10 protein-coding genes and 1 CRISPR repeat array are annotated in these 14,048 nt (G+C 58.4%); all 10 genes read left to right on the forward strand.

Annotation, left to right across the window (positions count from 1 at the left end; all coding sequences use genetic code 11):
- Positions 1–16 precede the first annotated feature (16 nt).
- Positions 17–2,065: a hypothetical protein gene (locus G7K71_RS12970; protein ID WP_166347045.1), complete on the forward strand. Its 2,049-nt coding sequence runs from the start codon at positions 17–19 to the stop codon at positions 2,063–2,065.
- A gap of 85 nt (positions 2,066–2,150) precedes the next feature.
- Positions 2,151–3,242, forward strand: coding sequence for a type III-B CRISPR module RAMP protein Cmr1 (gene cmr1, locus G7K71_RS12975; protein WP_166347048.1), 1,092 nt, complete (start codon positions 2,151–2,153; stop codon positions 3,240–3,242).
- Positions 3,227–4,972: a type III-B CRISPR-associated protein Cas10/Cmr2 gene (gene cas10 / locus G7K71_RS12980; protein WP_166347051.1), complete on the forward strand. Its 1,746-nt coding sequence runs from the start codon at positions 3,227–3,229 to the stop codon at positions 4,970–4,972. The genes cmr1 and cas10 overlap by 16 nt, the downstream gene beginning before the upstream one ends.
- Complete coding sequence (locus G7K71_RS12985; RefSeq protein WP_313885011.1) at positions 4,965–6,035, forward strand: type III-B CRISPR module-associated Cmr3 family protein; 1,071 nt, start codon at positions 4,965–4,967, stop codon at positions 6,033–6,035. Before cas10 ends, G7K71_RS12985 begins: the two co-directional genes overlap by 8 nt.
- 96 nt (positions 6,036–6,131) lie before the next feature.
- Complete coding sequence (locus G7K71_RS12990) at positions 6,132–7,331, forward strand: putative CRISPR-associated protein (protein WP_166347056.1); 1,200 nt, start codon at positions 6,132–6,134, stop codon at positions 7,329–7,331.
- 83 nt (positions 7,332–7,414) lie between these two features.
- On the forward strand, positions 7,415–8,386 hold the full coding sequence (gene cmr4 / locus G7K71_RS12995; protein WP_166347059.1) for a type III-B CRISPR module RAMP protein Cmr4: 972 nt from the start codon (positions 7,415–7,417) through the stop codon (positions 8,384–8,386).
- A 1-nt stretch (position 8,387) separates the two neighbouring features.
- Positions 8,388–8,783, forward strand: a complete 396-nt coding sequence (cmr5, locus tag G7K71_RS13000) for a type III-B CRISPR module-associated protein Cmr5 (RefSeq protein WP_166347062.1) — start codon at positions 8,388–8,390, stop codon at positions 8,781–8,783.
- The gene (gene cmr6 / locus G7K71_RS13005; protein ID WP_166347064.1) at positions 8,776–9,876 is read left to right on the forward strand and encodes a type III-B CRISPR module RAMP protein Cmr6; all 1,101 of its coding nucleotides are present in this window, start codon (positions 8,776–8,778) and stop codon (positions 9,874–9,876) included. Before cmr5 ends, cmr6 begins: the two co-directional genes overlap by 8 nt.
- A 232-nt stretch (positions 9,877–10,108) precedes the next feature.
- A CRISPR array of direct repeats spans positions 10,109–10,378; the repeat unit is 37 nt; unit sequence GTTGCAGAGTAGCGAAGGCCACTTGAGGCGTTGAAAC.
- Between the two features lie 25 nt (positions 10,379–10,403).
- On the forward strand, positions 10,404–13,055 hold the full coding sequence (locus G7K71_RS13010) for a reverse transcriptase domain-containing protein (protein WP_166347067.1): 2,652 nt from the start codon (positions 10,404–10,406) through the stop codon (positions 13,053–13,055).
- The gene (gene cas1 / locus G7K71_RS13015; RefSeq protein WP_166347070.1) at positions 13,052–14,044 is read left to right on the forward strand and encodes a CRISPR-associated endonuclease Cas1; all 993 of its coding nucleotides are present in this window, start codon (positions 13,052–13,054) and stop codon (positions 14,042–14,044) included. The genes G7K71_RS13010 and cas1 overlap by 4 nt, the downstream gene beginning before the upstream one ends.
- The last annotated feature ends 4 nt before the right edge of the window (positions 14,045–14,048 follow it).

The following is a 14,048-nucleotide window of genomic DNA, read 5'->3' on the forward strand; positions in this document are numbered from 1 at the left end:
CAGGAGCCCTGTAAAAATGGCCGGAAAATTCATTTATTCGCCGCGTGTGGCCAGAAGAAGAGGTGCCAGGGACGGGCGCACCTGGCGCTGGAGGCTGGGGTGGCCGCTGCGGGTAAAAAAAGAGCCGTACCCTTCCGTGGATTCCACAGACCCTCCGGAATTTGAAAAAGAAGTTTACTCGGTTGCGGAGCAGGAATTGCATAAAATGGCTGAAGACTGGAAAGAAAGGGACAAGTCCCTGCGCACGGCGTGTGCTGAAGCTGAGAATAATTATTTTGAAGTCGAAAAGAATATGGAAAAATATTCACAGAAGCAGCAAGATGCTATTAAGGAATACGAGAAAATAAAGGCCCTTTTTGATTCCCTTAGCCGGCCACAGTCCCGCTTCTGGCGTCATGCTGGTCATTATATAATATTCTCTTTTATTTTTGGTGCGGAATTTATTCTCAATAAAAAAGTCTTTGAAATCTTTGGAGAATCCAATTTAGTAACCTATTTTATTGCCATTCCCATTGGCCTGGCTATTTTTCTCTGCAGTGAACTTATAGGCCATTTTCTGGCTAATGAAAAAAGGACCAGGGCTGTAGTGGCTAGTGTTTCGTTATTTTTCGCTCTGTCCGCAATTTCATACTTGCGGCTGAAATATTTTGAGGCAATTGGAACGGAAATCTTTGGAATAAGCGTCAGCCCGCTATCGTTTTTCCTTGTTTTCTGGGTGATTAATCTTTTTCTGGCTTTTGTATGCACACTGGGGGCCTGGCAGTTAGTTGAGAAAAGTAAAAAAATAGAAGCGACCAGCGTAAATCCACAGGAGTTTAAAAAAATCGAAAAAAAATTTAAAGAAGCCCGGGAAAGGCTCAGTCAGCAGGAGATCCAGATTCAGCAACTGGCAGAAAAATTGGTCATGGCCAGGAATAGGTTCGACATGGCTCACTTCGACAGGAGAATGGAATTTGAAAAACTCCAGGCAAGGGCAGGAGCCCTGAAAAAGAAAGCTGGAAACCTGATCTGGATTTACCGGGATGCCAACATGCATGCCAGGCAGGCGGAAAAAAGCGAAGAGCCGCAATGTTTCAGAGAAGTGGACCCGGAAACCAGGATTAGTATTCCTTCCCTGCTCCTTGAGCTGAACTGCTCCAAATGCAGGTATGATCAGTTAATTGGCCCTCCCCCGCCACCTCCCCCGCCACCGCCCGATAAAGAAGGTGAGGGTGTGGGCCATGTGCCGGTACCGTTACTCCTCAGTGAAAGCCCGGACAGGAACACGGCCCGGGCCCTTTTCAATTCGTTTACCACGGGTGCAGGCCTTCAGGTGGCAAAGGATGAGCTGCCGGATCGGGCTTCCCTGGACCCGGAGGAACTTTTTCTTTGCCTTCAGGGCCTGCCGGTCAATATCCGTGATTCCGCCAATTTCCAGGACTGGGAAGATGCCTGGCGGGTTCTTCTTTCCGGATGGGAGGGTATAGATAAACGCTTATTGTCCGCCTGCTCCCAGGGCTATGTCTACCATCTTCACATCCACCTGGTTCTTCCCCTGGCCTTTGCGGTGGGGGCGACGCTCGGCCTGCGCCGGGCGGTAGTCCTGTACCACCAGGAGGGCGGCCGTTACTTTAAGGTGCTTGACCTGACCAGGAGCCGGGTGTTGTTCGAGAAGGCGGACTCGTCCGTGCCGGAACCGGAAGTGATCGAGGAAAAAAATGGGCAGGGTCAGGCAAAACTTGTTCTCCACTTTTTCATTTCCGAACGGCACGCGTTAAGCCTTCGTAACCACCCCGACTGGGAAACGGCGGATAACGCGGCCCTCGTTTACCGGATGGCCCTGCCGGAGGGCAACTGGCTCGGTTACGTCCAGCACCTGGTTGGGCGGGGTCTTGAACTGGCGAGAGATTACCAGCAGGTGGAGGTCTGCCTGACCTGCCCGGCGGTGGTGGCTTTCGCGCTGGGGATGGCCTTTTCCCGGGAGCCGAAATTTACCGTCTGCCAGTGGTTCGGCACCGAGCAGCCGCCCCGGTACCGGCCGGTTTTTTCGCTGGGGAAGGTGGAAGAAAGGCTGTTTTTCACTTAAGTTACGGCCCTTTTTAAGCCGGAAGGCGGGCGGTCATCCGCCCCCTTTCCGGGTGACAACCATCAAGAAAGGGGGGAGAGATAGCTTGCAGGAGCTTTGTTTAACCATCAGGGTGCTTACCCCCATGTTCCTGGCCGGTGCCGACGGCAAGACGGCCGAACTGCGGGCGGCTTCCATCAAGGGGATGCTGCGGTTCTGGTGGCGTGCCCAGAACGGGAGTATGTCCCTGGAAAAGTTGAAAAAGAAGGAAGGGGAAATTTTCGGCACCGCCGGGGAGGGGGACGGCCGCAAGAGCAGGTTCTCGCTGGCGGTTGAGGAAACTGGGGTCAAGGTTACGCAGGATCCACTCCCATTGCATAAAGAAATCGTGACGCGCTCCAATGGCCGGAGCTTTCCCGTAAACCTCCTGGAGTACCTCGCTTACGGCACCTATGAGTGGGACAGGGCGCAAAAACGAAACATCCTTGTACGGCAATATATTGCCCCGGATTCCACCTTCCGCCTGGTGGTGCGGCTCTGGGACGAGGGGAAAAACGGCAAAATACCGGGGGAGCTCGTAAAAGCCCTGCGTGCTTTTTGCCTCTTCGGGACGCTGGGGACAAAGGCGCGCAACGGGTACGGCAGCTTCAAGGTGGAGAAGGTGGAAGGGCCGGAAAAAATGAAGCAGGAACTGGCTGCAATGGTCCCGGGCCGGGAAATCATGGAGAATTTATGTACCTTTGACGGCCTCCCCTCCTTCAGTGCCTTTTGCAAGGGTGCCGGGCTGTTCCGGACGAAAAGCACGTATAAGAGCTGGGACGGTTGCCTGGCAGAACTCGCCCGCGCCTACCGGGAAGCACGCCTTTCCCTGGAGAAACGGCATGAGTACGGCAAGCGGCAGTACCTGGGGGCCCCCATCGTGGCCAACCAAAAACAGGAGTCTTTGCTGGACCGGCACGCCAAGCCCTACTTCCTGCGCGTCCACGAAGAGGAAGGCGGCTACGCCGGCTACATTCTTTACCTCCCCTCGCAGTACCTGCCACCCGTCTACCATCAGAGGTTGGGGATCAACCGGGAAAAGTTCCCGGCCATGGACGACGAAAGGGAGGGGCACGACAGAAACTTCCTAGCGGTCTGCCGGGATATGAACGAGAAGTTCGCCAAAAAGCTGGAGGTGGTCTTTTGGGAGCGGTTCTAATCTTCACTGTGGGACCGGTGCAATCCTTTCTCGTCCAGGCGCGCAAGGCCCAGGACCTTTTTGCCGGCAGCTACCTCCTGTCCCATCTCTGCCGTGTGGCTGCCGGTGCGGCGACAGGGTACGGGGCCGAAATCATTTTCCCTTACCTGAAGAACCCCTCGCTGCCCAACCGTTTCGTGGCGGTGCTGCCGGAGGGTCTCCAGCCGGCAGTGATCGGTTCCGTTGTGGAAGAGACGGTGCGGGGTGAAGTCCGGCGTCTGGGCGGGCTGGTCCTGAACAGGGCCTGCGGTTCTTCTCCTCCGGATCACGGGCTGAAACAGGCCTTTTTCCGCCAGCTGGAGACCTTCTTTGAGATCTGCTGGGTCGTAGCCGGGATGGAGGACGGGGATTACTTGAAGGCCTACCTCCGTGCAGAGGCCCACCTGGAGGCTATCAAGACCTGCCGTGCCTTCGGTCCACTTAACGAGAAGGGCAGGAAGTGTAGCCTTACCGGAGAGCATAACGCCCTTTTTTTTCGACAACGGCGGGCATACCTGTGCCCCGAGGCGCAGGAGGTGGCCGAGAAAGTGTTATCCCGCCGCTATCTTGCGGAAGGGGAGTGTCTGGGTGCCCTGGGCATGTTAAAGCGTTGCCTCGACCTGGAGCTGCCCGGTGCACCCACCGGCTTTCCCTCCACGGCGGCCGTAGCTCTCATGGCAACCCTGGATTGTCTTCCCCGGGAAATGCTTGTGAACTACTGCGAACTCTTCGGCGACCGCTTCGATGATCACTTCTACTACGAGGAAAACCTGACCCACCGGACCTTCGAGCGGGAGGGCATTCCCCTGGACGTGCTCGGGAAGGCGCGGGAGGCGCGCGCGGAACTGGAGGAAGAAGCGGAGAAAAAGGGCCTCCGGTTCACCAGGTACTACGCCGTGCTATGCATGGACGCGGACAACATGGGGAAGTGGGTAGGGGGCCACTTTCTTGAGAATCCTGGAGAACTGCGCGCCTTCCAGAAGACCCTCACGCAGACGCTGGGCGGGTACGCCGGTTGGGTCAGCAAATACCTCGCACCTCCCAGAGGCAGGCTGGTCTACTGCGGGGGCGACGACGTGCTGGCCTTTCTCAACCTCAACCACCTTCTTTCCGTCCTGGAGGAGTTGCGCCGGCAATTTCCGGCCTACGAGGAACTGGGCCCGGTAAAAAGCGGGCGGCACTCTTCCACTTCCTGTGGCATATGCATTGCTCATTACAAGGAACCGCTGTCTGAGGTTCTGCGCCGGGCGCGGCACGCGGAGAGAGAAGCCAAAGAGCGGGGGGGCCGGGACGCCTTCGCCCTGGTGGTGCTCAAGCGTTCGGGAGAGATCCACCAGGCTGTCTACCACTGGACCTGCGGGCAACTCCGCCCGCTCGTGCTGCTGGCAAAGCTGGTGAGGTTACTGGTTGAAGAGAAGGTATCGGACAGGTTCATCCGGCACCTGAGCGGCGAGTTTAGATACCTAAAGCCGCCGGAATCCGGGTCTGTGGCACCGGCCTCTGAAGAGGAGATCCTCCGGGCCGAGCTTAACCGGCTGCTCCGGCGCGCCTGGCAGGGTAAGGTGAAAGAAGAGGAAACAACCATCTCCGAACTGGCCGGTGAACTCCTCACTCTCTACGCTCAGGGAACACTGGAGAACTTTCTTTCTTACCTGGAAATAGCCGCCTTTCTGGCGCGGGAGGTGAACTCGAACCTTGCGCCTGGTGATTGAAGCGCTTGACCCGCTGTTTTTCAGAGACGGCCGCCCATTTACCATGGGAGAGGACGACTGGGGCGACAGCATTTTTCCCCCGCCGCCCGGCGTCTTTTACGGAGCGCTGCGCGCCCTCCACTTCTCTCACCACCCGAAAGAACTCGTCCTGGCCAACAGTGAAAAAGACCCGACACGGGAACTCCGGGTGAATCTCTTCTACTGGCTGGTGGGGGAAACGAGGATTCCCGCTTTTCCCCTCCCGCTGGAGTGCGTCGGGCTGGAGGAGTCACACTGCCTGGTGCGCAGGCTTGCCCGGGCAAAAGGTATGGTCTCGAACCACCCCCTGCCGCTGGTACTGGAAGCCCCTGTGTGGGGAGAGAAGACCTTCTCTCCGGAGAAAAACCTCATCGACCACTTTACCCTGGCAGCCTACCTCAGAGGGGAAACAGTGCTGACTGCCCAGCCACTTTCCGATTACCTTGTGGGTGAGCCCAAAGTGGGCATAGGGCGGGATCGCTCGACCCTGGGTGCAGAAGAGCATAAGCTTTACCGTATCACTATGAACAGGCTGAAGAACCTGGCCCTGGCCGTTTGGTACGAGGGGATTGAAATCCCTCCCTCCGGCTTTCTCAGGCTGGGGGGCGAGGGGCGGGTGGCCACCTATACCCTTGACTCCGGGGAGGAGCTGGAGGTTCTGCGGGTCTGGGAGGATCAGGTACCTGAAACCCGCTTCTTCAAGCTCTACCTGGTCACGCCTGCGTTTTTTGAGAACGGCTGGCTGCCGGGGTGGCTGCACTGCGAAGACGGCGATATTCGCGGCCGGTACGAAAATCTTGAGCTCCGCCTTCTGGCGGCGGCAGTGGGGCGGCCGCTACCGCTCGGCGGGTTCAGCATGCGGCCTCCGGCGCCGAAGGTAATGCGACGGGCAGTCCCCGCCGGAAGCGTCTATTACTTCGAGATAGTCAGGGGGCGGATGGCAGAGGTGGTGCGGCTCTTTCATGCCCGGAGCGTGTCCGAGTACCGGGCGGAGGAGGGCTTTGGGATTGCCTTCGTCGGGGTTCCTGGTGAAGTAAATGTTTAAAAAACCGCTCTTTTTACTACAACGCCGTGCCTTAAGCGGATTAACTGAACTGATGAATTAAACCTGTAGCCGTACTACGGGGAGGGTTTTGGTCGCGTGCTGGTGATAACTCCTGTGGGGACTTCCCTCATCGAGAATTGCCGGAAAGATCGGCGAGAGTTTGACCCGCACATACCGCAGTTAAAGGACCAGCCTGCCAGAGCATGGGAGGGGAACGCCAGGCGGGTCGAGGCAGTGAAAAAAATCCTGGTCAACTGGCTTAGACCGTTGCGAGAAGATGTCAGTGCCGAAGTAAAAAGCCTCCTTAAGATTCAGGAGCACTGCGGCCGGTCGGTGCAGGCCCGGCTCCTGGCTACCGACACCATTCTTTCACGTCTGGCAGCCGAAGTGCTGGAAGAAGTGCTTTTAGAATTAGGTGTGGATGTTTCTTTTGACCCCAGCTATGACGTCATAAAGGGCCTTCAGGTAGCCGACGCCCGGGAGTTCCAGAAAGAAGGCCTGGTCAACCTTGTGAAGAGAATGGAGGAACTGCGGGAGAAAGCTGCCGGGATAGATGTAGCCGTCAACATCACCGGCGGTTACAAGGCGCTTATACCCTACCTGACCATCATGGGTCAGGTTCACGGGCTGTCCCTCTACTACATATTTGAGGATACCCAGGAATTGATCCGCATACCGCAGGCCCCGCTGGACATCAACTGGGAACTTTTCCTGAGGTACGGCAACTTGCTGGCAGAGCTGGCTGAGGGAACCTACAGGTGGGAGGAGTTCCGCCGTAGCCATCCTCTGGACGAAGCCTTCCTTTCCTGTATCTGGGAGGAAGAGAACATGGCGGAGCTCAACGCTGTAGGCCGTATCTTCTGGGAGAGGTACCGGACCCATTTTATAGTGAAGGTGCGCAAGGGCTCCCGTTACGAGAGGGAAAGCGCAGGAAATAGAAAGGAAGTCGATGAGGCATTGCAGGAACTGCATCAGAGGCTGGAGTCCCTGGTGCGGGAAAATGGTTTAAAGAATACAGAGGAACTCCGCAAGTACATAACCGGGCTGGGCGAGGGAAACGACCTGCGCCACGGTCCGGGGCTCGAGGGAGGAGAGTTCGTCTTCAAATCCACGCGCAAAAGGCACGTACGCCTGGCCTACCTGCCGGAGATCGAGCCGGGCGGGATAATCATCAAGCTCTTCGATTATAAGCGCGGCAACTTCAACCACCAGGAATACCTGAGCGAGTTTCGGAGGGAAAGCAGGTTCTGGAAAGAAAGCGAATTCGTCGCCGTAGCCCTGTCCAGAACTTCTTGAAATATATATTAAGAGTCGCTCATGCCGGTTACAGCGGCATCACGAAGGATGAATAACGTATTTTTTACGGGAGGGAATACTGAGTGTTTACCAGGGCTTGCCCTTTTTTCTTGCTGGTGGAAACCCCCCTGCACGCAGGGAGCGGGACGGATCTGGGGGTGGTTGACCTTCCCATTCAGAGGGAACGGCACACTGGCTTTCCCAAGATCGAAGCCTCGGGCCTCAAAGGCTCCATCCGTGAGGCGTTTGAGCGGCTTGAAGACCACGACAATCGGCAAGGGGAGCTGGAGAAAAGATTCCCCAACCTGAAAGGTGATCGGGAGCGGTACCGGAAGGCCATAAGCCTCGTTTTCGGCCCGGAGAGCGGGGATTTGCACGTCGGCGCCCTCGGCTTTACCGACGCACGCCTCCTTCTCTTTCCCGTGCGCTCCGCGCGCGGCATCTTCGCCTGGGTCACCTGCCCCGCGGTCCTCAACCGGCTGTGCAGGGAACTCGAAATGGCGCGAGTGTCGCCCCTACCACCTGTAACGGGTGCCGGAACCGTGCCGCCGGAGAGCGACCTGCTGGTCCGCGCGGGCACCGTGGTGCTGGAAGAATACGCTTTCACGGTGCGAGAAGATGATGAAGCCGGGAAACTGGCGCAGTGGCTGGCGGAAATGACCATGCCGCAGGAGGCGAGCCTTTCCTGGTGGCGGGACAGGATGAAAAAGGGTCTGGTAGTCCTGCCCGACGACGATTTTCGGGACCTTACCACCCTGGCTACCGAGGTGACTACCAGAATCAAGATCGACCCGGATACCGGAACGGTGCAAAGCGGAGCCCTTTTTACCGAAGAGTACCTGCCCCAGGAAAGCCTGCTTTACGGTCTTGTCCTGGCGTCGCCCGTTTTCGGCCGGGAAGAAGACAGGGAGATTTGTGAGGCGGTCTTTGGGAAGGAAAAACAAGACGAGGCGGTGCTGAAGTTCTGGCGGACCGGCATGCCAAAGGTGCTGCAGGTAGGCGGCAATGCCACGCTGGGCAAGGGTCTGGTCCGGATAAAGGTATGGGGGGATTGAGATGAGCGTGACCGGCATTGAAAACGGGCGGGCGCGGTTTGCCTTCGACTGCGCCAGAGAAGGTAGCGGCCTGGAGCGGAAAAAGGAGTACCGGGGCTACGTGCGCAAGATACCCGCCCTAATCAAAACCAACGGGCTCGGTGCCACGCTGGCCTTCATTGCCGCCAAGAAGAAGGAGCATCCCGCCGATAAGGAGTACGCGTACAAGGTTATCTACGAGCAGATTGGCCGGTGGCTCCGGCATCAGGGTTTGATTGAAGACTCCCGGCCGCTGGAAGAACAGGTGATCTCGCTTGACTCCGCCACTTACCGCGTGGTCACCAATGAGGTTCTCGCCCTTGTTCGCTGGCTCAGCCGCTTTGCCGAGACGTTGATAGAGGGTGAGTCAAATGACTGAAAAGGCCAGGCTCAAGGTGCAAAAGACCAAAAAGGGAACTCGTGTGGGAGTCCTGGAGTTCGGATCCGGCAAGACCATGCCCCTGCCGCCGTTTTACCAGGTAGACGAGGGCCACGACGGTCTCGAGTGTGAGGTGGAGCGGGAGAATGGCCAGATAAAGAGGGTTTGTGTGCGGGGGCAGGAGCTGCCGCGCAAGGGAGGAGCACACGCCACCGCCGAAAAGCGGGGTTCCGGGGTTTCCGCTCCCGTCCCCCGGGAACGGGTGTCCGCGGCCTATAAGGGACCCGGGCTGTTCCTGTCCGGGAAAGTCTTTCTGCCCTCCGACACCAGGGAGTGCCTCAAAAATCAGGAGATGGATAATTTCGGCCTTTATTTGTATAAGGCCGCAGGCTATAATGAAAAAGAAAAAGCCTTTAGCTTTTCCCTGCCCGGTGGCAAGGTGAAGTGGGCTCCGCCCCTGGCACCGGGGGATTTCTTCCGCCTTCTGGACGAGCGCAGGCGGGAAGCGCTGAGGGCATCCGGCATGGAGTTCAGGAGGCTGGTCGCCGAGCTCGGCGGCCGGCTCGTGGTGGGTTTGGGGGCGGAATCGGTACATGAAGTCTCCCTCACCCTCCACCCGCTGTATGGTTTCCCGTACGTCCCGGCAAGTGCCATAAAGGGGGCGGTGCGCAATGCGGTAATCCGGGATAGGTTTGGCGGCCGGGAAGATAGATCCTGGGATGATACTTTCTTTTGCCTGGTGTTTGGCCACAGGGGGCAGCAGGGGAAGGTGCGATTTTTCGACGCCTATCCGCTGGACCCACCCACGGTGGTCATGGACGTGGTGAATCCCCACTACGTCCCCTACTACCAGGGAGCAGGGAATATGCCGCCAGGAGATTACTACAATCCGGTTCCGGTTTTCTTTGGCGCGGTGGAGAAGACACGCCTGGTCCTTTATCTGGGTATGGACGGGGAGATCGGGAAAGAGATGGGGAATGAACCGTTGGAAAAGGCGGTTGAGTGGCTGGGAAGAGCCCTTTCCATTTATGGGCTGGGGGCCAAGACGGCCCTCGGTTACGGCCTGATGTTCCTCAACGATGGAAATTCGTAGCAGTTGGGAAATATGGGATCACGTTGCTCCTCAGGGCAAACCGCTAACCCTGGATCCTCCCGAAAACCCGGGGGGATTAGCGGATCCCCGCAAGCCCAGGCACCAGGCCGGTTTGCGGCCTGCCAGCCGGTTGAAGGGGTGCCTCGGGGGATCCGGGAAAGGGGACCTCCGGCGGGAGGTTAGCGGAAACCGGCCCGCGAGCCCTTGGGGCGCAAGGCTTCCCGGACCCACCGTTGCAGAGTAGCGAAGGCCACTTGAGGCGTTGAAACGACGCCTCCCTTACTATTTTCTCCTCGATTCCCCACTTGAGTTGCAGAGTAGCGAAGGCCACTTGAGGCGTTGAAACAGACCTCGCCCATCCAATAGGGTTGCGGGCCCAGTGACCCCGTTGCAGAGTAGCGAAGGCCACTTGAGGCGTTGAAACGCTATTTCCTTCGCCCACTGGAAGTTTCGGTTCTCTTCCCGGTTGCAGAGTAGCGAAGGCCACTTGAGGCACTGACCTCCATTTTTCCGAAGGTTCTGATTGTATGATGCAGATTTTGTTTCTTTTTCTTACGGACATTGTCAAAATGCTCGTCTTCTTCGTGCTTCGGGTGGCTGAGGCTTTCGCTGGTTGTGCCGTGCGTCTCTTCTACTGGAGCGTGCGCACGTACGGCTGGGGCCGGGTAGCTTGGTTCCTTTCGTCTGCGGGGATCAGTGCCTGGCTTTACTCGCAGCTTTTCGGGCACGTTTCGGGTGGTGTTGTTTTCATTGTGGTAGCTGCGGGTACGGCGGGTATTTACGGTGCTGGTCTGCTGGTTGTCCGGGGCGTCGCCTGCGGGTGGTACAGGAAGTGGCTGGAAAGGTTGAAGCCGCCCGGACAGGAAGGACCGAAAAGTGAGGGAACCATTTTTTCTCCGGCTGTGACGTTACCTTTTCCTGTTCCGGGTGCCTCAACCGGAAGCGGAGCTCACACCGGCTCTCTCTGGGAGCGACTCTTAGCGCCGGAAACCATCCGGCAGGCCTGGCACCGGGTGTTGGTCCGGGGCGGTGGTCCCGGAACAGACGGCGTTACGGTGGAGGCGTTTGCCCTTGATGCCGCGTCGCAGCTGGCGGAGCTGGCCGCCGAGTTGAGGGAAGAGTGCTATCGTCCCCGGCCGCCCCGGTGGGTCGAGGTCGTAAAGGAAGGCGGGGGTGTCAGGAGGCTGGCAGTTTTGGCCGTCCGGGATCGCGTGGTTCAGCAAGCGGCCCACCTTGTTTTGTCGCCTTTGTGGGAACGACGTTTTTCTACCTGTAGCTACGCCTACCGGCCGGGCCGCTCCGCTCTGCAGGCCGTGGCTGCGGTGGAAGAGGCACTGTCGCAGGGCAGGCATTGGGTGGTGGATGCCGACATCGAATCGTTTTTTGACCGGGTGCCCCACCGGCGGCTCTTCAGGCTCCTGGAAGATTGGCTCCCTGACGAGAAGCTGCGCTGGTTGGTGCAGGTCAGTGTTACCTCCACCTCATTTCAGCCGGAGCTGGGTCTGGCGCAGGGTGCGCCTCTCTCTCCTCTCCTGGCCAATGTTTACCTGTATGATTTCGACGTACTGATGCTTGGCTCCGGATACCACCTGATCCGGTATTCCGACGATTTTCTGGTACCCTGCGCGACCCGTTTGCAGGCCGAGGAGGCACTTCGGACGGTCGAACGGCTGCTCCGTGAACTCGGTCTGGGGCTTAAGAGGGAAAAGACACGCATTGTTAACCTGGCAGATGGGTTTACCTTCCTGGGTTATACTTTCACTCCTGCCGGCAAGCGGCCTTCGGAGAAAGCTCTCGCCAGCCTCCGGCAGCGTTTGTCGGGAGCCACGGGCGAGACGACCCGGCGCCAGATTCTGGCGGGGTGGCAGGGATATTTCGGTGAAGCAGACGCGAGTCTGCTGGCCGCCAACCTGACAGAAGTGCCTGGAGAATCTTCGAGCAGGCCGGCTACCGGGCCGGAAGAAGGAGGCGGCTGGATGGAAGATTTTGACCCTGAGAGAATAGAAGATGAACCGTGGTGGGAAGTGGGAATCCCCGGGCCGGATTGGGAGGAGTACAGCCGGCGCTTCGTCGGGCGGTCGGACGTCTTCGGTCGCTTCTGGTCGCGAGATGACGGGAGGCACGGTTATGCACCGGTTCGCAGACCCCTAACCCCCGAGGATCTCGAGAGCCACATTCAGGGAGAGAAGGTGCTGGCCACTTATCTCCTCCACCCGGACGGTACAACCCGTGCGCTCGTCCTGGACGTAGATGGTCCTGAAGAAGTGGAGGTCCGGAGAGGAGCGACATTTGCCTTGGCCGCCAGACTGGTAGCTGCTTTTGTGGAACGCGGCATCGCGCCCCTGTGGTTTGCCACTGGGGGAAAAGGTTACCATCTGTGGTTCTGTTTTGATGGACCGGTCCCAGCTAAGACGGCGAGACGCTGGGTTCAGGCGTGGGTGGAGGCATTTCGACCTTTTCCGGAAGGGATCCTGGTAGAAATCTTCCCGAAGCAGGATCAGATTGCTCCCGGTGCCCTGGGGAGTCTCATCCGTCTCCCGCTGGGCCGTCATCCGAAAACCGGCGAGTGGGGCCAACTTCTTGACCTCCAGGGTGAGGTGGTTGCCGACCCCTGGTCCTATTTTAAATCGGTGCCCCTGATCGGCGTGTCATCGCTCGCCCCAGGGAGCGTGGATAAGCCTCCCCTGGCCACGGGAAAAGCGCCACCGCCGCCCGCAGGGGTGGCGCAGTTGGTGGACGGCTGTTCCCTGGTGCGGGCTTTGATCGAGAAAGCGACCGAAACGCGCCGGCTACGGCATACAGAGCGGCTGGCCTTGCTTTACGTTTTCGGTGCCTGCGGCGAAGCGGGGCGGGTCTATTTACACCAGGTCATTGCTTGCTGTGACAACTACGATCCGCGAATTACAGAGCGCTGGATCCAGCGTCTGGAGGAAGGGCGCAAGCCGATCCGGTGTGCCACGTTGCAAGACTGGCTCAGGGACCATCTGACCGGGTTCGCGTGCGACTGCCAGCTCAGGGGGCGGGGACACTCCCCGTTGCAGCTTTTGAAAAAAGTGAAGGTAAAAGACCACAGAACGCCGAAGAGCATGACACCATTGCCAGAGGAAGAATGGGAAAAGGTGGCACAGGATTTGTTTCCCGAGGAGCCGGATGAAGATGTGGAGAAACCGGACAGATGAGTGTTCTGTATGTCACACAACCGGGGGCAGAACTGCGCAAGCATGCCAATCGCCTGCGGGTTGTGTTTCAGGGAGAGGTACTGGCGGCCCTCCCTCTTCGTGAGGTGCAAAGGGTTGTTTTGCTGGCTCCAGCACAGGTGAGTGCCGCGGCGACCCGAGCCCTGCTGAAAGCGGGAATCCCGGTAGTGTACTGCAGCCGCCGAGGTGTCTACTACGGAGTGCTCTCAACGGGTTGTGAGGATGTAGAATGCTGGCTTGCCCAGGTCCAGCGCTGGCAGGACGCGGAGTACCGGCTGGGCCTGGTACGCTCCATTGTGGCGGTGAAAATCCGCCACCAGCGGTCGCTGCTCCGCCGCCACGCCCGTAATCACCCGGATCCTTTTTTGGGGGAAGCCGCCGGGCAACTGACGCGCCTGTTAGGCACTCTTGAAAAACGTTGTACCATCGATGAGGTGCGAGGCGTGGAGGGTCATGCGGCGGCAGTCTATTTCGGGGTTTTCGGGAAGTGCATCAGGCAGGAAGGCGTGGTTTTCGAAGGCCGGAACCGCCGTCCACCCAGAGATCCGGTCAACGCCTTGCTGAGTCTTGGTTACATGTTGCTTCTGGGAGAAATTAACCATGCTGTGTTGGCGCAGGGGTTGAATGTGGGGTTGGGGTTCCTGCATGAACCCCTTCGCCACCGGCCGGCGCTGGCTCTTGACCTGCTGGAAGTGTGGCGTCAGCCAATTGTGGATCGCCTGACCCTGAGCCTGTTCAACAGGGGCATCTTCTCGCCGGCGCACTTTGAGGTGCAGCCGTCCGGTGCCGTGTGCCTGAAAGCCGAAGAACTCCGGCGATACCTGGTTCTTTACGAGCGTGCCCTGACCAACCCGTTCTCCTCCAGTGGTAGGACTACGACCTTTCGTGAGGCCATACGCTGTCAAGCCGCGGAATTGCGGAAAAATATTCTGCGCGGCGAACCCTGGTCTCCCACAACCTGGGAATTGTAGGAGT

Origin of the sequence: Desulfofundulus sp. TPOSR (assembly GCF_011393055.1) — a bacterium.
GTDB lineage: Bacteria > Bacillota > Desulfotomaculia > Desulfotomaculales > Desulfovirgulaceae > Desulfofundulus > Desulfofundulus kuznetsovii.